27 protein-coding genes and 1 riboswitch are annotated in these 23,212 nt (G+C 69.9%); of the genes, 10 read left to right on the forward strand and 17 right to left on the reverse strand.

Annotated features, from left to right (window positions below):
- The first annotated feature begins 160 nt into the window (after positions 1–160).
- Positions 161–964 (forward strand): hypothetical protein, encoded by an 804-nt coding sequence (locus tag FXO23_RS16355; RefSeq protein WP_425484870.1) that lies wholly within the window; start codon positions 161–163, stop codon positions 962–964.
- Between the two features lies 1 nt (position 965).
- On the opposite strand, the gene FXO23_RS16360 is transcribed toward FXO23_RS16355, so the two are convergent.
- Positions 966–1,376 carry a hypothetical protein gene (locus tag FXO23_RS16360; RefSeq protein ID WP_158885693.1) on the reverse strand — a complete coding sequence of 137 codons (411 nt, stop codon included), beginning with the start codon at positions 1,374–1,376 and terminating at the stop codon, positions 966–968.
- 126 nt (positions 1,377–1,502) lie between these two features.
- Between FXO23_RS16360 and FXO23_RS16365 the strand changes: the two genes are divergently transcribed.
- Positions 1,503–2,726 carry a GNAT family N-acetyltransferase gene (locus FXO23_RS16365; RefSeq protein ID WP_158885696.1) on the forward strand — a complete coding sequence of 408 codons (1,224 nt, stop codon included), beginning with the start codon at positions 1,503–1,505 and terminating at the stop codon, positions 2,724–2,726.
- On the opposite strand, the gene FXO23_RS16370 is transcribed toward FXO23_RS16365, so the two are convergent.
- The 6 genes from FXO23_RS16370 to FXO23_RS16395 all read right to left on the reverse strand — a co-directional run bounded on the left by FXO23_RS16370 (position 2,685) and on the right by FXO23_RS16395 (position 7,118).
- A complete protein-coding gene (locus FXO23_RS16370; protein ID WP_158885698.1) occupies positions 2,685–3,065 on the reverse strand; it encodes a DUF2834 domain-containing protein in 381 nt (126 codons plus the stop codon). The genes FXO23_RS16365 and FXO23_RS16370 overlap by 42 nt on opposite strands.
- A gap of 31 nt (positions 3,066–3,096) precedes the next feature.
- Positions 3,097–3,663, reverse strand: a complete 567-nt coding sequence (locus FXO23_RS16375; protein ID WP_158885700.1) for a DUF6239 family natural product biosynthesis protein — start codon at positions 3,661–3,663, stop codon at positions 3,097–3,099.
- Between the two features lie 3 nt (positions 3,664–3,666).
- Positions 3,667–4,233, reverse strand: a complete 567-nt coding sequence (locus FXO23_RS16380) for a hypothetical protein (RefSeq protein ID WP_158885702.1) — start codon at positions 4,231–4,233, stop codon at positions 3,667–3,669.
- Between the two features lie 100 nt (positions 4,234–4,333).
- Positions 4,334–5,164: an aldo/keto reductase gene (locus tag FXO23_RS16385; protein WP_158885704.1), complete on the reverse strand. Its 831-nt coding sequence runs from the start codon at positions 5,162–5,164 to the stop codon at positions 4,334–4,336.
- Positions 5,165–5,254: 90 nt separating this feature from the next.
- Positions 5,255–6,286 (reverse strand): DNA polymerase IV, encoded by a 1,032-nt coding sequence (locus FXO23_RS16390; protein ID WP_158885706.1) that lies wholly within the window; start codon positions 6,284–6,286, stop codon positions 5,255–5,257.
- A gap of 43 nt (positions 6,287–6,329) precedes the next feature.
- Entirely contained in the window at positions 6,330–7,118 is a 789-nt protein-coding gene (locus tag FXO23_RS16395; protein WP_158886059.1) for a helix-turn-helix domain-containing protein, read from the reverse strand.
- A gap of 128 nt (positions 7,119–7,246) precedes the next feature.
- Here FXO23_RS16395 and FXO23_RS16400 point away from each other — a divergent pair, with 128 nt between their 5' ends.
- The 3 genes from FXO23_RS16400 (at position 7,247) to FXO23_RS16410 (ending at position 8,952) form a co-directional block, all read left to right on the forward strand.
- Positions 7,247–7,759 (forward strand): PaaI family thioesterase, encoded by a 513-nt coding sequence (locus FXO23_RS16400; RefSeq protein WP_158885708.1) that lies wholly within the window; start codon positions 7,247–7,249, stop codon positions 7,757–7,759.
- Position 7,760: 1 nt separating this feature from the next.
- Positions 7,761–8,123, forward strand: a complete 363-nt coding sequence (locus tag FXO23_RS16405; RefSeq protein ID WP_158885710.1) for a nuclear transport factor 2 family protein — start codon at positions 7,761–7,763, stop codon at positions 8,121–8,123.
- A gap of 85 nt (positions 8,124–8,208) precedes the next feature.
- The gene (locus FXO23_RS16410) at positions 8,209–8,952 is read left to right on the forward strand and encodes a class I SAM-dependent methyltransferase (protein ID WP_158885712.1); all 744 of its coding nucleotides are present in this window, start codon (positions 8,209–8,211) and stop codon (positions 8,950–8,952) included.
- Here FXO23_RS16410 and gcvP read toward each other — a convergent pair.
- Entirely contained in the window at positions 8,949–11,831 is a 2,883-nt protein-coding gene (gcvP, locus tag FXO23_RS16415) for an aminomethyl-transferring glycine dehydrogenase (RefSeq protein WP_158885714.1), read from the reverse strand. The genes FXO23_RS16410 and gcvP overlap by 4 nt on opposite strands.
- A gap of 175 nt (positions 11,832–12,006) precedes the next feature.
- A riboswitch (glycine riboswitch) is annotated at positions 12,007–12,107 on the reverse strand.
- A 40-nt stretch (positions 12,108–12,147) separates the two neighbouring features.
- Entirely contained in the window at positions 12,148–12,732 is a 585-nt protein-coding gene (locus tag FXO23_RS16420) for a MerR family transcriptional regulator (RefSeq protein ID WP_158885716.1), read from the reverse strand.
- Between the two features lie 246 nt (positions 12,733–12,978).
- Here FXO23_RS16420 and FXO23_RS16425 point away from each other — a divergent pair, with 246 nt between their 5' ends.
- A complete protein-coding gene (locus tag FXO23_RS16425) occupies positions 12,979–13,608 on the forward strand; it encodes a TetR/AcrR family transcriptional regulator (protein WP_158885718.1) in 630 nt (209 codons plus the stop codon).
- A 45-nt stretch (positions 13,609–13,653) separates the two neighbouring features.
- On the opposite strand, the gene FXO23_RS16430 is transcribed toward FXO23_RS16425, so the two are convergent.
- The 6 genes from FXO23_RS16430 to FXO23_RS16455 all read right to left on the reverse strand — a co-directional run bounded on the left by FXO23_RS16430 (position 13,654) and on the right by FXO23_RS16455 (position 17,040).
- Positions 13,654–14,127, reverse strand: coding sequence for a bifunctional nuclease family protein (locus FXO23_RS16430; RefSeq protein ID WP_158885720.1), 474 nt, complete (start codon positions 14,125–14,127; stop codon positions 13,654–13,656).
- A 230-nt stretch (positions 14,128–14,357) separates the two neighbouring features.
- Positions 14,358–15,122, reverse strand: coding sequence for a transcriptional regulator FtsR (gene ftsR / locus FXO23_RS16435; RefSeq protein ID WP_179956790.1), 765 nt, complete (start codon positions 15,120–15,122; stop codon positions 14,358–14,360).
- The gene (gene garA, locus FXO23_RS16440) at positions 15,119–15,583 is read right to left on the reverse strand and encodes a glycogen accumulation regulator GarA (RefSeq protein ID WP_158885722.1); all 465 of its coding nucleotides are present in this window, start codon (positions 15,581–15,583) and stop codon (positions 15,119–15,121) included. Before garA ends, ftsR begins: the two co-directional genes overlap by 4 nt.
- A gap of 125 nt (positions 15,584–15,708) precedes the next feature.
- On the reverse strand, positions 15,709–16,098 hold the full coding sequence (gene gcvH / locus FXO23_RS16445; RefSeq protein WP_158885724.1) for a glycine cleavage system protein GcvH: 390 nt from the start codon (positions 16,096–16,098) through the stop codon (positions 15,709–15,711).
- A gap of 56 nt (positions 16,099–16,154) precedes the next feature.
- Positions 16,155–16,778, reverse strand: coding sequence for a cardiolipin synthase ClsA (gene clsA / locus FXO23_RS16450; protein WP_158885726.1), 624 nt, complete (start codon positions 16,776–16,778; stop codon positions 16,155–16,157).
- A gap of 34 nt (positions 16,779–16,812) precedes the next feature.
- Positions 16,813–17,040, reverse strand: coding sequence for a hypothetical protein (locus FXO23_RS16455; RefSeq protein WP_158886063.1), 228 nt, complete (start codon positions 17,038–17,040; stop codon positions 16,813–16,815).
- A gap of 325 nt (positions 17,041–17,365) precedes the next feature.
- Here FXO23_RS16455 and FXO23_RS51580 point away from each other — a divergent pair, with 325 nt between their 5' ends.
- Complete coding sequence (locus FXO23_RS51580) at positions 17,366–17,893, forward strand: hypothetical protein (RefSeq protein ID WP_246257355.1); 528 nt, start codon at positions 17,366–17,368, stop codon at positions 17,891–17,893.
- A gap of 38 nt (positions 17,894–17,931) precedes the next feature.
- Entirely contained in the window at positions 17,932–18,369 is a 438-nt protein-coding gene (locus tag FXO23_RS16465) for a hypothetical protein (protein WP_158885728.1), read from the forward strand.
- A 414-nt stretch (positions 18,370–18,783) separates the two neighbouring features.
- Here FXO23_RS16465 and FXO23_RS16470 read toward each other — a convergent pair whose 3' ends face one another.
- Both FXO23_RS16470 and FXO23_RS16475 read right to left on the reverse strand, forming a co-directional pair.
- Complete coding sequence (locus FXO23_RS16470; RefSeq protein ID WP_281356542.1) at positions 18,784–20,514, reverse strand: AMP-binding protein; 1,731 nt, start codon at positions 20,512–20,514, stop codon at positions 18,784–18,786.
- 22 nt (positions 20,515–20,536) lie between these two features.
- Positions 20,537–21,379, reverse strand: coding sequence for a crotonase/enoyl-CoA hydratase family protein (locus tag FXO23_RS16475; RefSeq protein WP_158885730.1), 843 nt, complete (start codon positions 21,377–21,379; stop codon positions 20,537–20,539).
- 79 nt (positions 21,380–21,458) lie between these two features.
- Here FXO23_RS16475 and FXO23_RS16480 point away from each other — a divergent pair, with 79 nt between their 5' ends.
- On the forward strand, positions 21,459–22,241 hold the full coding sequence (locus tag FXO23_RS16480) for an ABC transporter ATP-binding protein (protein WP_158885732.1): 783 nt from the start codon (positions 21,459–21,461) through the stop codon (positions 22,239–22,241).
- Positions 22,242–22,310: 69 nt separating this feature from the next.
- Positions 22,311–23,186, forward strand: coding sequence for an alpha/beta fold hydrolase (locus tag FXO23_RS16485; protein WP_179956791.1), 876 nt, complete (start codon positions 22,311–22,313; stop codon positions 23,184–23,186).
- Positions 23,187–23,212 lie beyond the last annotated feature (26 nt).

Raw genomic sequence — 23,212 nt, forward strand, 5'->3', positions numbered from 1 at the left:
CCCTGTTAGAGTGATAACGTTTTGATTGCATACGCAGAGCAGACTCAACCTTCCGAAAGGGATGCCGATGGGACGCCATAGCAGGGTGGAAGATGACCCCGCTCCGTTCCGTCCTCAGCCCCGTGACACCCGATTCGGTGACACCGATGTGCACCCGGCGGTGGGCCGCCCCACCGACACCGGTTCGCACCGCGTAGTCGGGCGGTCGACCGACACCGGTTCGCACCGCGTAGTCGGGCGGTCCACCGGCACGGGCTCGCACCGGGTGGTCGGCAGCGCCACCGGCACCGGTTCGCACCGGGTGGTCGGCGACGCGTACGACACCGGGTCCTTCCGGGTGGCGGGCCGGTCCACCGACACCGGCTCGCACCGGGCCATCGGCAAGGCCGCCGGCCGCCGGAAGATCGCGAAGTGGCCGATCGCCTGCGTGGTGCTGGCCGCCCTGCTCGTCCTCGGCTGGCTCGGCTGGGGCTGGGCGGACGGCGTGCTCAACAGCCGGGCCGAAGCCGAGGCGACCAACTGCGCCGAGGGGGACGCGGCGATCCGGGTCGTGGTGACCCCGAGCGCGGAGAAGCCGGTGGCCGCGGCGGCCAACCGGTGGAACCAGGCGCGGACCGTGGTGCACTCGCATTGCATCAACATCCGGGTCGAGGCGATGCCTTCCGAGCGGGTGCTGAACGCGCTCACCGGCCGCAGCAACCTGGACGCGATCGGCGGCCTGCCCGCGGCCTGGCTTCCGGAGGCCTCCTGGTGGGTCGGCGAACTGACCACCGCCAAACCGGAGCTGGTGGGCTCCCGGCCGGAGTCGGTGGCGTCGGCGCGTTCGGCCGACTACCCGTACCTGGGCCTGGCCGGCAAGGGCGTGGACGACGTCCAGCAGCGTGCCGCGCAGGCGTTCCGGGACTACCTCAAGCAACCCGCGCAGCAGGCCGACTTCGTGAGCGCCGGGCTCAAGGCGACCTGACCTAGCGCACCCGCAGGGTGAGCAGGTCGACCCCGGCCGCCCGCAACCGGACCGGGATGTCACCGGGCCGGTCCGGCACGAAGTCGAGGTCCTCCGGGTCACCGGGATCGACGTCCTCGGTCTTGTCCGGGTAACCGGTGACCTCGATGTCGTCGTGCCGGTCCGAGCTGACGTGCAGCGAGATCTGCTGGCCGCGCGCGATCTCCACCACCTCCGCCGGGGGGTTGACCTGCCCGCCCCGGAAGTCCACGTTCCGGGTGAGGGGGCCGGAGGACGCCGGCGGCGGTGGCGCCGCGGGGCTGCTGCTCGGCGCCGGAGCCGGAGCGGGGGCCGACGCGGCTGGCTTCTCCTCACCCGAGCATCCGGCGGCCACCAGGGCGAGCCCGGCCACGGTCACGGTGACAGCGAGCATCTTTCGCACAACACACCTCCTGTCGATCATGTTCTGACTCTTCGCACAGTAGGAGTACCCGCAGGACTAAGGGTTTCCCGGATTCCACTCCCCTAGGTGAACGGCCGATCCCGGATACCATCGGGCGTGCCTTCCCGCACCGCCTCGATCGAGGTCCGCGAGATCCCCGAATCCCACCTCGGCCGGATGGTCCGGCTCTCCGACATCGTCTTCCACGAATCCGACGAGGACACCGAAGCCCGCAACCGCTGGCTCTGGCGCCGCGCGCGACGGATCGGCGCCTACGACGACGGGCAGCTGATCGGTGCGATCGCCTGGCTCCCCCGCCGGATTTCCGTTCCGGGAGCCCAGGTTCCGTGTGCCGGGGTCACCCTGGCCGGGGTGCTGCCGACGCATCGCCGCCGCGGGGTGCTGACCGCGATGCTGAACCGGCTGTGGCGGGACGCGGTCGCCGAAGGCACGCCGCTGGCCGGTTTGTGGCCGTCCGAAGCCGCGATCTACGGCCGGTTCGGCTTCGGCGTCGCCACCCGGGCGGTCGAATTCGAACTCGTCACGCGCGGACCGGTGCGGCTGGCGGTCGAACCGGAACCCGGCGACCTCCGCCTGCTCGAACCGGAACAGGCGCCCAAGGCCCTCGCCGCTCTCTACCAGGACGCCCGCGTTCGCCGCGCCGGGCGGTTCGCGCGGGACACCGGGTGGTGGCAGCGCATGATCCTGCCCGAGATCGACGAGGAGGACGACGACTTCAGCCCGCCGCGGATCGTCCTGCTCGGGCCGGGCCGCGAACCCGAGGGCTACGCGATCTACCGCACCCTCGACCTCGACGACGACACCTGCGTCCTGCAGCTCAGGGAACTGCACTCGAGCGATCCGGCCGGTGAGGCGACGCTGTGGCGCTTTCTCACCGAGATCGATCTGATCGACCGGATCCGCGGCACTCGCCCGGTGGACGACCTGCTGCCGCTGCTCCTCGCCGACGAGGACGATCTCACCCTCCGCGAACACCCTTCCCTGTGGCTGCGCCTGATCGACGTTCCCGCGGCGCTCGGCGCGCGGTGCTACGCCGCACCGGCCGAGCTGGTGCTCGACGTCCGGGACGAGCAGATCGGCCGCAACAACGGTTCGTGGCGGCTGATCACCCGCGAGGACTCGGGGAGCTGCGAGCCCACCACCGCGGCCGCCGAGCTGACGATCACCGCGCGCGAACTCGCCCGCGTCTACCTGGGCGGCGCCGATCCGGTCCGGCTCGTCCGGGCCGGGCTGATCACCGAGCACGCACCCGGTGCGGCGGAGCGGTTCGGCGCGGCGCTACGCACTCCCCTCGCGCCCTACACCGACGACGGCTTCTGACCGGGCGGCGGCCAATTTGCGTTGCCGGGCGATCAGGAACAGCGGGAACGCCACGCTGATCGCGATGACCACCGATAGCACGGCGTAGACCCAGGCGTGCCGGAGCCCGATCCGGTGCGCCTCGACGAACATCCAGACGATGGCGGCCACCGCGACCAGGATGACGTCGTTGGTCAGCGAGGCCGCCGCGTGGTTGGCGTACCCGTCCCGGATGAATCCGAGAATGCCGTCGTTGCCCGGCTGGGCGAAGTAGGCGAGGTTGTTCCACCAGGTCGCCACCAGCGCCCCGGCCGCGACCAGCGCGTAGATCCCGACGAGCGTTTTGTCCCGGGTGTTCATCGTGTCATTAGGCGCCCGCCCAAGATTGTTGTCAAGGTGCCAAGAGGGTGGGCGTCACCCCGGTGATCGCGACCGCGAGCACCACCGCCTGGCCCCGGACGAGCACCCGCACCGCCCGGGAGCGGGGCTGGCACAGCACGAACCAGGACAGCGCCACCAGGGCGAGCACGATGCCGGTGTGCAGCAGGGCGGCGTTCGATTCCCGGCCGCCGAACCAGGCCCGGCCGAACTCGACGGCCGCGGCCACCGCGGTCACCGACACCACCCAGGGCGCGGCCCGGCGCGTCCGTCCCACCGCCACGCGGAAGCGGGGATCCTGGGACCGCAGCAGGTAGAGCGGTCCGGCCAATGCGGCCAGCAGCGGCACCACCGCTTGTTCCGGAAGATCCAGCCCGCCGGCGAGCAGCAGCTCGAGCACCACCGCGATCCCGGCGACCGCGGCGACGCCGAATTTGGTCGCACGGCTCGATTCCAGCTGGAACACCCGCATGATCGCGAACCCGGCGACGACCGGGACCGCCGACAGCAGGGCGATCCGCAGGACGAGCGGTCCGATGCTGACCGGGACGCTCAGGACGTGGTCGTGTCCACCGAGCACAACTCAGCGCACCAGCACCGGCGCCGCGCACGAACACCGCATCTGCGCGCGTTCCTCGGCGTTCGGCCGGAGGTGGTACACCATCGCCACGACCATCGGCACGAACACGATCGCGTTGTAGAACAGGTGCAGTTCGACGCGGGGGAACACGAGCTGGGCGATGCTGGTCGGCTGGGGCTTGCCCAGCAGGTGCGCGCCGGTCGACGCCTGCACCAGCAGGAGCAGGTGTTCGAAGTGGTGCCACACCTGGATCCACAGCGCGATCTGCCACCAGGTGCGGGATCGTCCGGTGAAGCCGTGGCGCAGCACGATGAAGAAGAACAGCATCACCACGGCGAATCCGTAGTGCAGCCATTCCGAGGAAACCAGCCACGGGAAGACGAGTCCGAGCACGCCACCGGCCTCGGGCCGCGGCCAGTCCAGGGCGTAGATCTGGATGGCCTGCGCGATGTGCTCGGCCCAGTGCGCGAGCACGATCAGCAGGAAGCCCAGCAGTGCGAGTTTGTGCCCCCGCAGGTTGAGCGCCGGGATGACACCCTTCCACCCAGCGGCCTGAACCTGAGTGCTCATCAGCTCCGCCCCTTCCACCTCCGCGTCGACGAGTCGTATAACAAGGTTATGAGGCAGGGGGCCGGTCGGCTACTTCCAAACTGCTGAACTCCGGGGTGAATCAGGCGAGATTGAAGGTGTCCGGGTCGGGGCCGACCCGGTTTCCGTTGTCCAGTTCGCCGATCGCGGCCAGATCGTCCTCGGCCAATTCGAAATCGAAGACGTCGAGGTTCTCGGCGATCCGGGAAGGCGTCACCGTTTTGGGGATCACCACGTTCCCGAGTTGGAGGTGCCAGCGCAGCACGACCTGCGCCGGGCTCTTGCCGTACTTGGCGGCCAGGCTGGTGATCAGCTCCGCGGACAGCAGCGCGCCCTGCGCCAGCGGGCTCCAGGCCTCGGTGACGATGCCGTGCTCGGCGTGGAACCCGCGGAGCTCGGCCTGGGGCAGATACGGGTGCAGCTCGACCTGGTTGACCGCCGGGACGATCCCGGTCTCGTCGAACAGCCGCCGCAGATGCGGAATGTGGAAGTTGGACACCCCGATCGCGCGCACCCGGCCGTCGGCGTAGAGCTTCTCGATGGCCCGCCAGCTGTCCACGTAGCAATCCCGCTTCGGCACCGGCCAGTGGATCAGGTACAGGTCGATCTGGTCCAGGCCGAGTTGCCCGGCGCTCGCGTCGAACGCGCGCAGCGTGGCGTCGTAGCCCTGGTCGGAGTTCCACAGCTTGGTGGTGACGAACAGCTCCGCACGCGGCAGGCCGGACGAGCGGATCGCCTCCCCGACACCGGCTTCGTTGCGGTAGGCCGCGGCCGTGTCGATGCTGCGGTACCCGGTTTCCAGCGCGATGCGCACGACCTTCGCGGTGTCCTCCGCCGGAACCTGGTAGACCCCGAACCCGAGCTGCGGGATCGCGACGTCGTTGTTCAGGGTGATGCTGGGAACGTTGGCCATCGGGCTGTTTCCTCACGTCGTACGTTCTCGTTTGGTCCCGCCGCGGGCATCTTCTCATCACCGGGTGCGACCGGCCGGACACCCACCCGATCAGGCTCGCGGGAACTCCGCGCGCACGCCGAGCAGCCGGATCGGCCGGTTTCCCTCGAACCGCTCGAGCACGGTCCGGGCCGCCCGTTCGATCTCGGCGGCGTCGCTGGTCGGCGCGGGCAGGGTGAGGCTGCGGGTCTGGGTGAAGAACGGTGCGAACCGGACGGTCACCTGCACCCGCGCGGCCGGACGCCCCTCCTCGGCCACGTCCTCGGCGACCCGCCGGGCCAGCACGCCCAGCTGCTCGGCGATCTCCGCGGGATCGGTCAGGTTCTCCTGGAACGTGGTCGACCGGCCCCGGCCACGCGGGACGTACGGGGTGCTCGTCACCTCGGTTTCGCCGTAGCCGTGGGCCAGCATGCGGTACCACGGGCCCATCGTCGGCCCGAACCGCGCGGCCAGGCCGTCCCGGCCGGCGGCGGCCAGTTCGGCCACCGTGGCGTATCCGGCCTCGGCGAGCTTCTTCGCCGTCTTCCGGCCGATGCCCCACAGGGCGTCGGTCGGCCGGTCGGCCATCACCGGCATCCAGTTCTCGGCGGTGAGCCGGTAGATCCCGGCGGGTTTGGCGAATCCGGTGGCGAGTTTGGCGCGCAGGGTGTTGTCCCCGATGCCGACCGAACAGGACAGCCCGGTTTCGGCGGACACCGCGCGCTGGACCTGGGCGGCGAGCGCCTCGGGGTCACCGGTGCGGGCGCCGAGGAACGCCTCGTCCCAGCCCATCACCTGGACGACCACCGGGAGCTCGCGCAGGGTCGCCATCACCTGCTCGGACACCTTCTCGTAGGCCGGTGGATCCGAGGGCAGGAACACCGCGTCCGGGCAGCGCCGGGCGGCGAAGCGCAACGGCATCCCGGACTGGATGCCGAACTCCCGCGCCTCGTAGGAAGCGGTGGCGACCACGGCCCGCTCGGTGGGATCACCGGAGCCGCCGACGACCACCGGCCGCCCGCGCAGTTCGGGATGCCGCGCGATCTCGACCGCCGCGATGAACTGGTCGAGGTCGACGTGCAGGATCCAGTCCTGGGTGGACATGGCGTCCAGTGTGCCGCTTCGGCCCGGATCGCGCCGGAAGCGCTCAGCGCGCCCGCAGGTGTTCGGCGGTCACCTCGTCCGCGGGGAAGAACGATTCGATGACCAGCTCGGCGACGGTGACGTCCACCGGGGTGCCGAAGGTCGCGACCGTGCTGAAGAAGGCGAGTTCGGTGTCGCCGCGCCGGATCCGCAGCGGGATCACGATGTCGCCCGGTCCGGGGATCTCCACCTCCGGCACGGGTTGATCGCACGGGTATCCCCGCAGTTCGTCGAGCAGTTCGGCCAGCTCGGGGTCCGCGGTGACCGCGACCTGGCGGCGCAGCCGGCCCAGCAGGTGTGCGCGCCACTCCCCCAGGTTCACGATGTGCGGCGCCATCCCGTCCGGATGCAGCGTCGCGCGCAGCGCGTTCGCGGGCGGGGCGAGCAGTTCGGGAGCCACGCCGTCGACCAGGACCGCGATGCTGGAGTTCGCGTCGAGCATGGTCCAGGCGCGATCGACGACGACCGCGGGGTACGGATCGTGCCCGGTGAGGATCTGCTTCACCGCCTGCCGCACCGCCGCCAGCTCCGGGTCGGCGAGCTCACCCTGCCGGTACACCGGGGCGTACCCGGCCGCGAGCAGCAGCTGGTTGCGTTCGCGCAACGGGACCTCCAGGTGCTCGCCGAGGCGCAGCACCATCTCCCGGCTCGGCTTCGACCGCCCGGTCTCCACGAAGCTCAGGTGGCGGGTGGAGATCTCCGCCGAAATCGCCAGATCCAGCTGGCTGATCCGCCTGCGCTCGCGCCACTGCCGGAGCAGCTCACCGATCGGGCGCTGGTCCCGGGCGTTCATCACGGTCGTCACCGGGCCGACGTTACGGGGTGCCCGGTCGCGCTCGCCATGACCTCGGAGGTAATCGACGCGCCGCGACTTACCCGGTCATTGTGGTGCGGCGAAAACGAGTTGGCGAAAGGACGACGATGACCAGCAAGGCCGCACGGGCGCCGGACGAATTCCAGTCCGCGGTACGCGCCTCGTGGAATGACCTGAACGGCCTGGAACTGTTGCGGGCCGTGGCGGCGGGACGAATTCCCCATCCCGGGCGGTACGGCTATCTGGGCCTGCGATTGCGGGAAGCCCGTGCGGGTGAAGTGGAATTGGACTGGACTCCGCCGCCCGCGTTGTGCAATTTCGCGGGCGGAGTGGACGGCGGTTATATCGCGATGGTTTTCGACCAGGTCTGCTGCAACGCGGCGGTGAGCCGGTGCGACCGGGGTTATCCGATGCTGACGCTGAACCTGACCGTCGACTACTTCCGTCCCGTCGTGGCGGGCCATTCCTACCGGGCGCGAGCCGAACTGGTCCATTTCGGACGGAAGCGGCTGGTCGCCCGGGCGAGCCTGCTCGATTCCGCGGATTCGCTGCTGGCGCAGGCCTCGGCGACCGTTCTGCCCAATCTTTTGTCAGCAAGCAAACAAACCGAGGAGAAATGACATGACCGAACACGGCACGATCGCGAAGCGGTACATCGACGTGTGGAACGAGACCGACCCGGCCCGGCGGCGCGAGTTGATCGAGCGGGTCTTCACCGAGGACGCCACCTACACCGATCCGCTCGGCGCGGTGCGCGGCTGGGCCGGGATCGACGGGTTCATCGCCGGCGCGCAGGAACAGTTCGCGGGCCTGGTGTTCAGCCTGCCCGGCGCGGTCGACGGCCACCACGACACCGCCCGGTTCCACTGGCACCTCGGCGCGCCCGGCGCCGGGGAACCGCTGGCCATCGGGTTCGACGTGGTGGCGACCGAAGACGGGCGGGTCCGCCAGGTCTTCGGCTTCCTGGACAAGGTCCCGGGCTGATCACCGGGCCGCCACGGGGACGCCTGCCCCGTGGCGGCCCGGTTCCACCCCTGGTTTAGATTCGATACCGGAAAGGGGTGAAAGAATGTCGGCACGCGCGGGACGAAAGGGAACATATGGGATCGACGCACCTTATGTCCCCTTCGGCTATTTCGCCGGTGCGCTGATCGCACTGGTCTTCGGAATCGTCTTTCTCGTCACCGACGGAATCGGCGGCGCGCTGGCGCCGCTGATCATCGCCGTGGTGCTCGTGGTGCTCGGCGGCACTTACCTCCACGCCACCCGGCGCGGGAAGTTCGAGATCTGGTCGGACGCGCTGAACGACCTCGCCCTCGGCGGGGACGAACGCGTGCTCGACCTGGGCTGCGGGCGGGGCGCGGTGCTCCTGGCGGCCGCCCGGCGGCTCGGCCCCGGCGGCAAGGCGGTCGGCGTGGACCTCTGGCGCGGCGTCGACCAGTCCGGCAACGCGGCCGAGGTCACCGAACGCAACGCGGCGGCCGAGGGGGTCGCCGACCGGGTCGAACTGCACACCGCGGACATGACGGATCTGCCGTTCCCGGACGCCTCCTTCGACGTCGTCGTGAGCAGCCTGGCGATCCACAACATCAAGGCCGAAGCGGGCCGGGCGCAGGCGATCCGGGAGGCCGTCCGCGTCCTCAAACCCGGTGGCCGCCTCGCCATCGCCGACATCACCGCCACCAGCGCCTACCGCCGCACCCTGCTCGAGGAGTCCATGAGCGGCGTGACCGTCCGCGACCAGGGGTGGCGCGGCTGGTGGAGCGGCCCCTGGATGCCCACCAAACTGGTCACCGCCACCAAACCCTCCTAGGAGTAGGCCTCCAGCGGCGGGCAGGAGCAGACGAGGTTCCGGTCGCCGGTGGCGCCGTCGATGCGGCGGACCGGGGGCCAGATCTTGTTCGCGGTGAACCCGGCGGGGAACACCGCGACCTCGCGGCTGTACGGACGGTCCCAGTCCCCCGCCACGCAGCGCGCGGTGTGCGGGGCGTTCCGCAGTGGACTGTCCTCGACCGGCCACTCCCCCGCGGCCACCCGGTCAATCTCGCCGCGGATCGCGATCATCGCGTCGCAGAACCGGTCCAACTCGCCGAGGTCCTCGCTTTCGGTCGGCTCGACCATCAGCGTTCCGGCGACCGGGAACGACATCGTCGGCGCGTGCAGCCCGTAGTCGGCCAGCCGCTTCGCCACGTCGTCGACCGTGACCCCGGTCCGCTTGGTGATCGGCCGCAGATCGAGGATGCACTCGTGCGCGACCAGACCGTCGGTTCCCGCGTACAGCACCGGGAAATGCTCGGTCAGCCGCCGCGCCACGTAGTTCGCCGCGGCGACGGCGGTCAGCGTCGCGCGGCGCAGGTCGTCCGCGCCCATCATCCGCACGTACGCCCAGGAGATCGGCAGGATCGACGCGCTGCCCCACGGCGCCGCGCTGATCGGGCCGACCCCGGTGGCCGGACCGGCCGCGGGCTGCAGCGGATGGTTGGGCAGGAACGGGGCGAGATGGGCGCGGACCCCGATCGGACCGACGCCCGGGCCACCTCCGCCGTGCGGAATGCAGAAAGTCTTGTGCAAGTTCAGATGCGATACGTCCGAACCGAACTTCCCGTACTGCGCCAGGCCGATCAGGGCGTTGAGATTCGCACCGTCCACATAGACCTGACCACCCGCGTCGTGCACGATGCCGCAGACCTCGCGCACGGTGTCCTCGTAGACCCCGTGCGTGGAGGGGTAGGTGATCATGATCGCGGCCAGATCGGCGCGATGTTTGTCCACAGTGGACTTTAGATGCCCGAGGTCGATGTTGCCCTGCTCGTCGCAGCGCACCACGACCACGCGCATTCCGGCCATCACCGCGCTGGCCGCGTTCGTGCCGTGCGCGCTGGCCGGGATCAGGCAGACGTCCCGCTCCCCCGCACCGCGAGCGCGGTGGTAGGCCCGGATCGCCAGCAGCCCGGCGAACTCCCCCTGGCTGCCCGCGTTCGGCTGGAGCGAAACCGCGTCGTAGCCGGTGATCCGGGCGAGCCAGCGTTCGAGGTCCGACACGATCCGCAGCAACCCGGCCGCGTCCTCGGCCGGGGCGAACGGGTGCAGTTCGGCGAATTCCGGCCAGGTGATGGGTTCCATCTCGGCCGCCGCGTTCAGCTTCATGGTGCACGATCCGAGCGGGATCATGCTGCGGTCCAGCGCCACGTCCTTGTCCGCGAGCGCGCGCAGGTAACGCAGCAGCGCGGTTTCCGAGCGGTGCGCGTGGAACACCGGATGGGTGAGGTACTCGCTGGTGCGCGCCAGCTCCGGCGGAATCGCGTCCGCGGTGTCCGCGTCCAGCGAGTCCACATCGGACACACCGACGCCGAATGCCTTCCACACCAAGGAAAGATGTTCCCGCGTGGTGGTCTCGTCGCAGGCGATGCCGACGTGGTCCGGATCGGCCAGGCGCAGGTTGACCCCGAGATCGCGGGCCGCCGCGACGACCGCCGCGGCCCGGCCGGGCACGTTCGCCAGCACGGTGTCGAAGAACTCCCCGTGCACGACGTCCACCCCGCCCTCGGCGAGCCCCGCCGCGAGCACGGTCGCCATCCGGTGCGTCCGGGTCGCGATCGACCGCAGCCCCTCCGGGCCGTGGTAGACCGCGTACATCGAGGCGATCACCGCGAGCAGAACCTGCGCGGTGCAGATGTTGCTGGTGGCCTTCTCCCGCCGGATGTGCTGTTCCCGCGTCTGCAGGGCCAGCCGGTAGGCGGTCGAACCGTCGGCGTCCACCGACACGCCCACCAGGCGGCCCGGCAACTGCCGTTCCAGCCCCTTCCGGACCGCGAGGTATCCGGCGTGCGGCCCGCCGAAACCCAGCGGAACGCCGAACCGCTGCGTGGAACCGACCACGACGTCCGCCCCGAGTTCGCCGGGCGGGCGGAGCAGGGTCAGCGCGAGCGGATCGGCGGCCACCACGACCGACGCGCCGAGCGCACGGGCCTCGGCGATGACCCGCTCGTGTTCCCGCACGGCGCCGGACGCCCCGGGATAGGACAGCAGCAGGCCGAAGAAGTCGCCGCCCAGGCCGAGGCCTTCGATGCCCTGGCTGAGATCCGCGAGGACGATTTCGATGCCCAGCGGTTCGGCCCGGGTCCGCACCACCTCGATGGTCTGCGGCAGCGTGTCGAGGTCCACCACGAACTTGGCCGACTTGTGCTTTCCCGCCCGGCGGACCAACGTCATCGCCTCGGCGGCCGCGGTCGATTCGTCCAGCATCGAGGCGTTGGCGATCGGCAGGCCGGTGAGATCGGCGATCATCGTCTGGAAGTTCAGCAGCGCCTCGAGCCGCCCCTGCGAGATCTCCGGCTGGTACGGCGTGTAGGCGGTGTACCAGGCCGGGTTCTCCAGCACGCTGCGGCGGATCACCGGCGGGGTCACGGTGCCGTGGTAGCCGAGGCCGATCATCTGCACCATCGGCCGGTTGGCCCGCGCCAGCTCGCGCAGTTCGGCCAGCGCCTCCGCTTCGGTGGCGGGTGCGGGGAGGTCGAGCACCGGCTTCGGCTCGCGGATCGACGACGGAACGGCCCGCCGCGCGAGTTCGTCGAGCGACTCGACACCGATGACCTCGAGCATGCGCGCCAGTTCCTCGGGGCGCGGCCCGATGTGGCGGTCGGCGAACGGGGTGCCGTGCTCCAGTGCGGCGAGCGGAAGTCGGTCTGCCATCAGTGCGCCTCCCGGAGAGGTGGGGTCGGGCCGTGGACACCGGTGTCCTGGCCCTCCCCACTCTGTCCATGCCCGCTCAAGGAGCGCCTGAGAGGTTCACCCGTGTGTTGAGCCGGGCTTGCACCTTCGGCGGGGGCGCCAGGCGGTTACCTGCCGACCCACTTTCCAGAGGCGTCTCGCCCGCGCGGTCCTTGGTGCCTGAGAGGTTCCGGGGAGGACTTGCTCCTTCGGCGCCGGGCTCATTGTTGGTGGCCCGGACTCTCCCGCGCGGGTTCGGCGACTGCGTGATCAGAGTACCCTGTGACAGATCAGGGACTCAGCCGGTGCGGCGAGCGTTACGCCGCTGGGTCAGCTCGTCCGGGACGTGCGCCTCGACGTGGCCGCCGTCGGCGCGTTCCGCCGGGAACTCGTGGATGGTTCCGCTGATCTCCTGCATCGCCCCGCTGACCGCGATGCCGAACACGCCCTGACCGCCCTGGAGCAGATCCACGATCTCCTCCGGCGAGGTGCACTCGTACACGGTGGTGCCGTCCGAGAACAGGGTGACCTTCGCGAGGTCGCGCACGCCCCGCGCGCGCAGGTGCTCGACCGCGACCCGGATGTTCTGCAACGAGACACCGGTGTCCAGGAGCCGCTTCACGATCTTGAGGACCAGGATGTCCTTGAACGAGTAGAGGCGCTGCGACCCCGAGCCGTGCGCCGTGCGGATACTCGGCGCGACGAGCTTCGTCCGCGCCCAGTAGTCCAGCTGCCGGTAGGTGATGCCGGCGATCTGACAGGCGGCGGGCCCGCGGTAGCCGACCAGCTCGTCCGGCAGCGACGAATCGGGAAACAGCTCACCCTGCTCGCCGTCGGCGACCTGGATCGGCTGGTTCTCCGAATGACTACCAGCCTCGACCACGCATGCCTCCCCTCGCCCGGCCTGGTGACCGGTCGAAACAAGCACCCGAGTCCCGGGGCGGGACCCATGGCGATGGAACCGCCGCCGGCGTGCCCCAGATGGCCGAATCACACCGTAGCGATTTACCTCCATTGACGGTAAGCGCGGGCGGGGGCTCGGTCAACGCGACGCGCGGTCGACCTCAAGCCCGGATCGAGAGTTACCCCGAACGTTGGCAAACTTACTCGGCCGTGTTATTTTTTACTCATGCAGATAACTCCCGACCTCCAGCCCGAACTCGGCCTGAGCGTGACCGAGGCCGCCCGCCGGGCCCAGATCCTGTCCGCCACGATCGCCACGATCGCCGACCTCGGCTACCGCAAGACGTCGTTCGCCCGCATCAAGGAACGCGCGGGGCTGAGCAGCACCCGGATCATCGGCTACCACTTCGGCAACAAAGCCGGATTGATGCAGGCAGTCGTCACGACGGCGCTGGACATCAAGCAGAAGTTCGCGCTCGAACTGGCCGACGGGACGACCGATCGAGCCACGATGCTGCGCGCCATGATCGAGTCGGAGGTGCGCTTCCTCCGCGACTACCCGGAGTGCGTGCAGGTGCTCCGCGAGGTCGCCGCCAACGCGGACGACCCGGAGGGCTGGTCGGTGTCCGGCCCGCTGCTGGAGGGTTTCCGGATCGGGCAGTTCGAGCGCATTCTCCGGCAGGGTCAGCAGGAGGGAGCTTTCGGGGAATTTCAGCCGGATGTCGTAGCGAGGACGATCGCGCATGCCATCGACGGCGCGGCCGCGGCGTTCACCGCCGACCCCTCGCTGGACCTGGACCGCTACGGCCGTGAACTGGCCGATCTCTTCGAGCGGACCACAGCGCCGAGGTCGTGAGTGTTCAGGCCGGTGCTAACCGGCCTGAACACTCACGACAGCATGCTAGGTATCGGCGCCGCGGAAGTCTTCGGGCGAGACGGAGTCGAGGAACTCCCGGAACTTCTCGACTTCGTCCTCCTGCTCGTCCGGGATGATCAACCCGGCTTCTTCGAGGACCGCGTCCTCGGCGTGGATCGGCACTCCGACCCGCAGGGCAAGCGCGACCGAGTCACTCGGCCTGGCGGAGACCCGGACATCGCCGTCGAAAACCAGCTCGGCGAAGAAGGTTCCCTCGCGCAGGTCGGTGATCACGACCTGTTCGAGCTCCCTGCCGAGGGCTCCGATGACTTCCTTGAGCAAGTCGTGGGTCAACGGCCGCGCCGGGCGAACGCCCTGCTGCTCGAGGGCGATCGCGGTGGCCTCCACGGACCCGATCCAAATCGGGAGGTACCGCTCGCCTTCCGTCTCCCGCAGCAACAAGATCGGCTGATTCGCGGGCAACTCGACCCGCACGCCGACGACGCGCATTTCGCTCATCGGGCTTCGCCTCCCTCTCCTGCGCGCGGGCTGCAGCGCTGTTTCGAGGATCCCGCATCGACATCATCGACGCTACCCGTCATCGCGGCGCTGTGCTCGCTGTCTGGACATCTCAGGTTCGCGCTGTAGCCAACCCTTGGACTAACCGTACGGCATGTGGGACAGAACTTTGAGACGTGGGATTGTGGCATTATCAACCCGATGCCTGGGCAGGCCCCCGGAGCCGGGCCTCAGCCACCGGTTACGCCGCGAATGCCCGCTTTCACCAGGAGTGTATGCAGGGCGACCGACAGCGCGGCGAGTTCCCTGACCACCTCGTCCGCCCGCGCCTTGGCGTCGGCGTCACGGTGCCGATACACCGGCGTAACGATCTGCTCCAGGAGGCCGACCTCGCGGTCGGCCGAAGCCCGGAACGCGCGCAGATGGCGGGGCTCGATGCCGTATTCGGTCATCGCCTTGACGGTCTTGGCGACCTGCACCGCGTCGCCGTCGTAGAACCCGGCCGCGCCCGGCCGGATCAGTCCGTACTGCTGCAGTTCGGCCAAGGTCGCCGCGTCGACGCCCGCCTGGGCGAGCAGTTCCTCCTTGGTCAGCCGGATCTCCCGCTCGCTCGCGAAATCGTCGGCGCAGGGCATGGCGGATCGTTCACCGTCCGTCCGAGCAGACTCGTGGGAACCCAGTGAAACGAGCTTGCGCGGCAACCGGACGGCCGAGTTCGGCGGATCCACGCCGCGATCGGCCGCGTCCAGTTGCTCCTTGATGACCTTGAGCGGCAAGTAATGGTCCCGCTGGGCGGCCAGGACGAACCGCAGACGCTCCACGTCCGCCGCCGCGAACTGCCGGTACCCCGAAGGAGTGCGGCCCGGCCGGACCAGGCCCTCCGACTCCAGGAACCGGATCTTGGAGATGGTGACATCGGGGAAGTCACCGCGCAGTTGCGCCAGCACGGCCCCGATGCTCAACCCGTCGCGTTGTGGCCGCCCGGCCGCCGTCATCGCGCCGCCTGACCTCCGTGCCCCGGGCCCGTCAGGAAGACCAGGCGGAACTTGCCGATCTGGACCTCGTCGCCACCGGCCAGCACGGCCTGGTCGACCGGTTCCCGGTTGACATAGGTGCCGTTCAGGCTGCCCACGTCGATGACCACGAACTCGCCGCCCTCCCGGCGGAATTCGGCGTGCCGCCGGGAAACCGTGACGTCGTCGAGGAAGATGTCGCTGTCCGGGTGCCGGCCCGCGCTCGTGGTGTCACGGTCGAGCAGGAACCGGGAACCGGCGTTCGGCCCCCGCTTGACGACCAGCAGCGCCGACCCGGCCGGCAGGGCGTCCACCCCGGCGACCGGCGGTTCCGGAGCAGGTGCCTCCTGGCCCTCGACATCAGCCAGGAAATCGGCCCGGAAGACAGAGGTCCGCTCCGGAGACTGCTCCGGGGGAACGCCGGGCCCGTCGTTCGTGCTCACCTGAGCTCTCCTAACCAGTGAAGTGCTTCACTACCCAAGAACGTGTTGTTGCCAACGTACCGTGCCTGGTCAGTTGCGGAGCCTGGGGCTCCCCAAACCGGCAACCACGCGGATGCGGTATTCGATCATGCCTCCGGCGAGGTCAGCCGCTGGTACGCCTCGGCGTCGAGCAGGCTGTCGACGCCCGCGCCGTCGTCGAGTTTGATCTCGATGAGCCACCCCTCGCCGTAGGGATCGCTGTTGATCAGCTCCGGCGAGTCGGTCACCGCCTCGTTGACCGCCACGACCTCGCCGTCCAGCGGGGTGAACAGCTCGGACACGCTCTTGGTCGACTCCACCTCGCCGAACACGTCCCCGGCGCTGAGCTGCTTGCCCACCTCGGGCAGATCGACGAACACCACATCGCCGAGCTGGTCCTGGGCGTACTCGGTGATCCCCACCCGGATCGAGTCGCCGTCCCGAGCGGCCACCCACTCGTGCTCCTCGGTGTAGCGCAGTTCTTCTGGAGCGGACAACGCCGTTCCCCTTTCGTGCCACCAACCCGCCAGATCTGTAGCGCGCAGTCTTCCACCTAGGCCGCGGACGCCGCATCCCGCCTCGGCGATATCGCCCGGACGGTTTGGATCACGTAGAGGGCGCCGGACCACAGGTAGAGCACGCAGCCCCAGGTCGTGAAGGCGTAGCCGATCGGGCGAGCGATCTCCGCGACCGTCGACCCGCCCTGGGTGAGCAGCAGGAACGGGAACGCGTACATCAGCACGAAGGTCGCGCCCTTGCCGATGTAGGTGACCTCGGGCGGGGCGAAATCGTTGCGGCGCAAGCACAGGATGCACACGCCGAGCACCGCCTCGCGCAGGACCAGCGGCACGACCACCCACCACGGCACGATGTCGCGGACCAGGAAGGCGATCAGCGTGGCGAGGATGTACAGCCGGTCGGCCGCCGGATCGAGCAGCTGACCGAGCCGGCTCATCTGGTTCAGCCAGCGGGCCAGCTTGCCGTCCAGCCAGTCGCTGACGCCGCCGAAGACCAGGATCGCCAGCGCCCAGCCGTCCTCCTTCGGGCCGAGCAGCAGCCACAGGAAGACCGGAACTCCGGCGAGCCGGAGGACGGACAACAGGTTGGGCACCGTCCACAGCTGCCGCAGCAGTGTGGGCTCGGCCCGCTCGACGCTCGCTTCGGGGGGCTGACTCACCCGGTCAGCGTAGCCAGTGCGCGGCGGCGACCGGTCAGCTGGCGCGCCGGTAGCTCCAGCCGCGGCGCTGCAGGTCGGCGCGGGTCAGGGCCTCGGGGCGGCCCCGGGTGTCGGTGCCCATCCAGCGGGGACGGCCCGAGCCGCCCTCCAGCACGTAGGGACGTCCCCGGCTCCACACGACGGTGCACGGCATGGTCGGCGGCGCGCCCGCCGTGCCGGTGGGATTCGGGGTCTCGGTTTCGCTTTCCGCTTCGGTGCTCATCTCACTTGCTTCCATGGTGCGTTCTCCCCAGTACGACCGTACGCCCGTCTGGTGCACGGATCGTTACACCCATCTTGTCGGCTGCTTTCCGCGCGGTGTTAACGATTAATCCGCCTTCTAAGGAAATTCACCCACCTCGCTGGAGCGTTCAAGACGACCGTCCGTAGCACCCGCCCGGGCAACCGTCCTTTGTGGACTAGCAAGGTGCGGGGAGGGGACACCGCGGTGACCAGCGACCGACCACGCGCGGTAATCTCCCCCGGACCCGCGGGTGTCCAATACCGCGTTTCGCGCGCCGGCCGGGCCAGAATTGACGCGCGCCAGGTTGAGCAAGAACGAAGGGATCGCGTTGACCGCCTCGAACGCCGCGGGCCGGGCCGGCCTCGTGACCGCCGCCTGCCTCTGCGCGCTCGTACTCGGCGGTTGCTCGGACGACGCGCCACCCGCCGCCCAGCCCGCACCGCCACCCGGCCCGACCGCGGTCGCGACGTCCAGCGCCGCGCCGAGCACCACGCCCGCGCCGCCGAGCAGCGCCCCACCCGCCCCGCCGAAGTCCACCGGCAAGGAGAACGTGCCGACGGACGGTTCGTGCGGCACGGTCACCGCCGCCAGCGGGCAGACGCTGCAGGTGCTCGACTCGCACGCGGGCGGGGTCGACTGCGCGCAGGCCAAGCGGGTGGTCGCCGCGTTCCACCAGAAGATCGCGGGCCGCCAGTCCGCGCAGTCGAACGAACCGGTGAGCGACACCGTCGACGGCTGGCTGTGCGTCTCCGGCCCGCCCGCCGCCCAGGGCGGCACCACCTGCAGCATGCAGGACAAGTCGGTGCTCGCCGCGGTCGTCCCGGTCGAATGAGTCCACGCACGGTGGTCGTAACCGCACTAGGAAGGTCCATGAGAAGCCAACCCGCCCTCCGCCCGCTCGGCCTGCTCGTCCCCGCCGCCGCCCTGCTGCTCGCGGGCTGCGGCGGCGGGGACAACCCGGATCAGCCCCCGGCGAGCCAGTCCTCCCCCGCGGCCGCGGCGCCCACCGGCCCCGCGTTGCTGCCGGCGGCCAATCCGGCGGCACCCGGCACCGACTGCGGTCCGGTGACCGCGATCGGCGGCGCCAAGGCGAAGGTGGTGGTCCGCGAGGGCTCGGAGGACTGCGCACAGGCGACCCAGGTGCTCACCGAGTACTTCCAGAAGATCACGCCCGCCGAGGCGAACAAACCGGACGGCGCCGGCCCGGTCAGCCTCGGCGGCTGGACGTGCGGCAGCGGCTCGCCGACCGACCCCACCACCTGCTCCACCGAAGACGGCCGCCTCATCGAAGGCTCCCCCGCCAAGTAGCCGTTTTCCCCAATGAGGTTTTCTCGGTAGGGCTTGTCGAGAGGTGTTCGGCGTGCTCGATGCGGCGTGGGGGAGCCTTGCCTTCCCTCGTGCACCGAAGGCCGCATCGGACACCCGCCAACTCCCGAAACGGGGAACTCGAGCAACCGAAACGGGAACACACCCGACCAAAACGGGGAACTCGCGGCAGCAGACCCCCACCTGCCGCGAGTCCCCCATTCCGGACGCGCGAGTCCCCCATCTCGGCACACCGAGTTCCCCATCTCGGTAGGCGAACTCCACACCCGGGCACCCCACGAGCACAGCACCACACCACACACCGAGAAAACCCAATGTGGCGTTGGGGGCGTTCAAGGTACCCAATGCGGCTTTCGGGGCGTTGAAGGTACCGAAAGCCACATTGGGGGACTTGGGCTAGCTCTTGAGCTGGGGGAAGTCTTCCTCGCGGAACTCGCCGGGTGGGCGGGTGTCGGTGGCCTCGTTCTCCCGGCCTCGCAGTTCGACGCGCCGGATTTTGCCGGAGATGGTCTTGGGCAGCTCGGCGAACTCGAGCCGCCGGATCCGCTTGTACGGCGCGAGGTTCTCCCGGCAGAACGCCAGGATGCTCACCGCGGTCTCGGCGGTCGGCTGGTGCCCGCCCGCGAGCACCACGTACGCCTTCGGCACCGCGAGCCGGATCGGGTCCGGTGCGGGCACCACGGCGGCCTCGGCGACGGCGTCGTGTTCCAGCAGCACGCTTTCCAGCTCGAACGGCGAGATCCGGTAGTCCGACGCCTTGAACACGTCGTCGGTCCGCCCGACGTAGGTGACGTAGCCGTCCTCGTCGACCGAGCCGACGTCGCCGGTGTGGTAGTAGCCACCGGCGAACGCGGTCGCGGTGCGTTCGTCGTCGTCCGCGTAGCCCACCATGAGCCCGACCGGGCGGCGCGCGAGGTCGAGGCAGATCTCGCCCTCGGTGGCCGGTTCGCCGGAGACCGGGTCGACCAGGGTGACCGCGAACCCGGGCAGCGCGCGGCCCATCGAACCGGGTTTGACCGGCTGACCGGGCGTGTTGGCGATCTGCACGCTGCTCTCGGTCTGGCCGAAGCCGTCGCGGATGGTGACGCCCCAGGACTTGCGGACCTGCTCGATCACCTCGGGGTTGAGCGGCTCCCCCGCGCCCACGACCTTCTTCGGCGGGGTCTTCAGCGCGGTCAGGTCGGCCTGGATCAGCATGCGCCACACGGTCGGCGGCGCGCAGAAACTGGTGATGCCGCAGCGGTCCATCTGGGACATCAGGGCGGCGGCGTCGAAGCGGCTGTAGTTGTAGAGGAAGACGGTCGCCTCGGCGTTCCACGGGGCGAAGACGTTGCTCCAGGCGTGTTTCGCCCAGCCCGGCGAGGAGATGTTCAGGTGCACGTCCCCCGGTTCGAGGCCGATCCAGTACATTGTGGACAGATGGCCGACCGGGTAGGAGACGTGTGTGTGCTGCACGAGTTTCGGCTTCGCGGTGGTGCCGGAGGTGAAGTACAGCAGCAGCGGATCGCTCGCGGCGGTGGATCCGTCCGGGGTGAACTCCGGGTCCGCCGCGTAGGCGTCGGCGAAGGACAGCCAGCCGTCCACCGGCTCGCCGACCGCGATCCGCGTGTAGTCGCCGGACACGTCCGCGAACTTCCCGGTGTCCGCCGAGCGGATCACCACGTGCCGGGCCGCGCCCCGCTCGACGCGGTCGGTGAGGTCGGCCGGGCCGAGCAGCGTTGACGCGGGAATGATCACCGCGCCCAGTTTGATCGCCGCGAGGATGGTCTCCCACAGCTCGCCCTGGTTGCCGAGCATCAGGATCAGCCGGTCGCCCCGGCGCACCCCCCGCGCGCGCAGCCAGTTGGCGACCTGGTTCGACCGGCGGGACATCTCCGGGAAGGTCCAGCGCGATTGCGAGCCGTCCTCTTCCACGATCCAGAGCGCGTAACGCTCGGCGTTCGCCGGATCGGCGGCGATCGCGTCGAACCAGTCCAGGGCCCAGTTGAACTCGGTCAGCTCGGGCCAGGCGAAGTCGCGGTTCGCGGTGTCGTAATCCTCGCGGTGGGCGAGCAGGAAGTCCCGGGCCTGTCGAAAGGCCTGGTGCCCCGGCAAAGACGCTGGAGACGACGCTGTCCCATGGCTCACGATGATCTCTCCTCTTCCGCCGCTACTCGCCCTTGAACTCCGGCTGCCGGCGCTCCAGGAAAGCCTGCACCGCCTCGGCGAGATCCTTGCTGGGCAGGAACGCGGCGTTCCACGAGGAGACGTAGCGCAGCCCGTCGGCGATCTGCCGTTCGGTGTTGATCGACAGCACGTCCTTGACACCTTGCACCACGAGCGGCGGATTCGCAGCGATCTCTTCGGCGAGCGAGCGCGCGGCGGCCAGCACGGCTTCCTGGTCCGGGTACACGTCGTTGACCAGACCGATCTTCTCGGCCCGGGCCGCGTCGATGTCCTTGCCGGTCAGCGCCAGCTCCCGGAGGTGCCCCTCGCCGATGACGGACGCGAGCCGCTGCAGGCTGCCCAGGTCGGCCACGATCGCCACCTTGACCTCGCGGACGCTGAACTTGGCGTCGGCGCTGGCGAGCCGGATGTCGGCGGCGCTGACCACGTCCACCCCGCCGCCGATGCACCAGCCGGACACGGCCGCGATGACCGGTTTGCGGGTGGCGGCGACCGAATTGACGCTTTCCTGCAGTTTGCGCACCTCGTTCAGGAACTTGGTGCGCGGGGCCGCGAGCGCCTCCCCGGTCAGGTACTCCGCCCAGCCGGGCATCATCGCCGGGAGGTCGAGGCCGTACGAGAAGTGCTTACCGCTGCCGGTCAGCACGATCACCCGCACCTCGGGATCCTCGTCCAGCGCGCCGAAGACCAGGGGCAGTTCGCGCCAGAAGTCCGGCCCCATCGCGTTGCCCTTGGCCGGGCCGAGCAGCGTCACCTCGGCCACGTGTCCGGTGCGCTCCACCTTGAGCGAGACCAGGTCCGGGAGGTTCTCAGCGGTAGCAGTCATGGCTGACATCTTGTCCCATGCTGTTGACCACATGCCAGCTGTCCCCCCTCGGACCATCGGGCAAGGTTAGCCTTGCCTTGTGGAGTTGGTGATCTCGGAGTTGCGAGCCGGATATCGGGACAAGGTCGCGGTCGACGGCGTCGACCTGACCGTTCCGCCCGGGCAGGTGGTGGCCGTCGTCGGGCCGAACGGATGCGGGAAGTCGACGCTGCTGCGCGCGGTCGCCCGGATACATCGGCCGATCTCCGGGCGGGTCACCGTGGGCGGCGCGGACATCTGGCGGCTGCGCCCGCGGCAGGCGGCGCACCGGCTCACCCTGCTCCCCCAGGCCCCGCTCGCACCCGAAGGGGTCACGGTCGCCGGGCTGGTCGCCTACGGGCGGCATCCGCACCAGGGCCTGCTCCGGCAGTGGTCGATCGACGACGAGCGGGCCACCGCGGACGCGATGGCCTCGACCGGGGTGGCCGACCTCGCCGAGCACCGGGTGGACCAGCTGTCCGGCGGCCAGCGGCAACGGGCCTGGCTGGCCATGGTCCTCGCCCAGCAGACACCGGTGACCCTGCTCGACGAGCCGACCAGCGCCCTGGACCTCGGCCACCAGGTCGAGGTGCTCGACCTGGTCCGGCGGGTCGCGAGCGCCGGTCGCACGGTGGTCATGGTGCTGCACGACATCGCCTCCGCCGCGCGCTACGCGGACCTGCTGGTCGCCATGCGGGACGGCCGGATCGTCGCGTCCGGACCGCCGCGGGAGATCGTGGACGCCCGGCTGATCCGCACCCTGTACGACGTGGAGGCGGACGTCCTCACCGCACCCGGAGACGGCGCGCCGGTGGTTGTCGCTTCGGCCACGACCTCCTCCTGAAGGTGTTCTCCTCCCGGCCCGAAATGGTTTCCTGGTCGGAAGCAGTTGGTGAACGGGGAAGGGACGGAAGTGAACATGGCCAGCAGCGCGACCGCACTGAAGGACGTCGAGCCCCAGCCGCGCGCCGCCACGAAGGCCACCCGGCCGATCGAGCTCGCCGGTTCGTTCCTGCACAACGGCCACCGGCTGGCGTACACCGAGTTCGGCGGCGGCGAGCGGGTGGTCGTCCTCGCCCACGGGTTCATGCTCACCCGGCGGATGCACGCCCCGCTCGCCCGCAAACTCGCCCGCGCCGGGTTCCGGGTGTTCACCCTCGACCTGCTCGGGCACGGTGAATCGGACCGGCCGACCGAGTCGTGGCTGTACTCGATGCCCGCGTTCGCCGAGCAGACCGTCGGCCTGCTCGATCACCTCGGCATCGACCGGGCCGTGGTCGGCGGCACCTCCCTGGGCGCGAACGTGGCGCTGGAGGTCGCGGTCGCCTCGCCCGACCGGCTGCACGGCTTGGTCGTGGAGATGCCGGTGCTGGACAACGCGATCGTCGCCGGGCTGCTCACCTTCGCCCCGCTGCTGTTCGCCGCGCGGTTCCTCCCGGTGAGCGTGCAGGGCGTCGCGGCGGTGGCGAGCCTGGTGCCGCACGGCAACCAGTGGGTCGACGTCGTCACCGACACGCTGCGCCAGCGGCCCGCCCCGATGGCCGCGCTGATCCACGGTGTCCTCTTCGGACGGACGGCCCCGCCGAAGTCGGTGCGCCGCGAGATCACCGCGCCGGCGCTGGTGATCGGCCACCAGCGCGATCCGATCCATCCCTTCGGTGACGCGGACACCCTCGCCGCGGACATGCCGAACGCCGAGTTCATCCAGGCCCGCAGCCCGGTCGAACTCCGCCTGGACCCGAAACGGCTCACCGAGGCGATCGCCGACTTCCTCGGCCGGTGCTACTAATCTCGTTTGCGCGGCGGGCGCCGGAC

The sequence above is a fragment of the Amycolatopsis anabasis genome, assembly GCF_009765355.1.
GTDB lineage: Bacteria > Actinomycetota > Actinomycetes > Mycobacteriales > Pseudonocardiaceae > Amycolatopsis > Amycolatopsis anabasis.

Excerpts from the sequence above, each read along its gene's own strand:
- FXO23_RS16475 (WP_158885730.1), bottom strand. The coding sequence starts at position 21,379 with ATGACTGCTACCGCTGAGAACCTCCCGGACCTGGTCTCGCTCAAGGTG.
- FXO23_RS16430 (WP_158885720.1), bottom strand. The coding sequence starts at position 14,127 with ATGAGCGAAATGCGCGTCGTCGGCGTGCGGGTCGAGTTGCCCGCGAAT.
- FXO23_RS16360 (WP_158885693.1), bottom strand. The coding sequence starts at position 1,376 with ATGCTCGCTGTCACCGTGACCGTGGCCGGGCTCGCCCTGGTGGCCGCC.
- FXO23_RS16400 (WP_158885708.1), top strand. The coding sequence starts at position 7,247 with ATGACCAGCAAGGCCGCACGGGCGCCGGACGAATTCCAGTCCGCGGTA.
- FXO23_RS16455 (WP_158886063.1), bottom strand. The coding sequence starts at position 17,040 with ATGAGCACCGAAGCGGAAAGCGAAACCGAGACCCCGAATCCCACCGGC.
- FXO23_RS16425 (WP_158885718.1), top strand. The coding sequence starts at position 12,979 with ATGCAGATAACTCCCGACCTCCAGCCCGAACTCGGCCTGAGCGTGACC.
- FXO23_RS16465 (WP_158885728.1), top strand. The coding sequence starts at position 17,932 with ATGAGAAGCCAACCCGCCCTCCGCCCGCTCGGCCTGCTCGTCCCCGCC.
- FXO23_RS16385 (WP_158885704.1), bottom strand. The coding sequence starts at position 5,164 with ATGGCCAACGTTCCCAGCATCACCCTGAACAACGACGTCGCGATCCCG.
- FXO23_RS16410 (WP_158885712.1), top strand. The coding sequence starts at position 8,209 with ATGTCGGCACGCGCGGGACGAAAGGGAACATATGGGATCGACGCACCT.
- FXO23_RS16405 (WP_158885710.1), top strand. The coding sequence starts at position 7,761 with ATGACCGAACACGGCACGATCGCGAAGCGGTACATCGACGTGTGGAAC.
- FXO23_RS16370 (WP_158885698.1), bottom strand. The coding sequence starts at position 3,065 with ATGAACACCCGGGACAAAACGCTCGTCGGGATCTACGCGCTGGTCGCG.
- FXO23_RS16380 (WP_158885702.1), bottom strand. The coding sequence starts at position 4,233 with ATGAGCACTCAGGTTCAGGCCGCTGGGTGGAAGGGTGTCATCCCGGCG.
- gcvP (WP_158885714.1), bottom strand. The coding sequence starts at position 11,831 with ATGGCAGACCGACTTCCGCTCGCCGCACTGGAGCACGGCACCCCGTTC.
- FXO23_RS16390 (WP_158885706.1), bottom strand. The coding sequence starts at position 6,286 with ATGTCCACCCAGGACTGGATCCTGCACGTCGACCTCGACCAGTTCATC.
- ftsR (WP_179956790.1), bottom strand. The coding sequence starts at position 15,122 with ATGACGGCGGCCGGGCGGCCACAACGCGACGGGTTGAGCATCGGGGCC.
- FXO23_RS16395 (WP_158886059.1), bottom strand. The coding sequence starts at position 7,118 with ATGAACGCCCGGGACCAGCGCCCGATCGGTGAGCTGCTCCGGCAGTGG.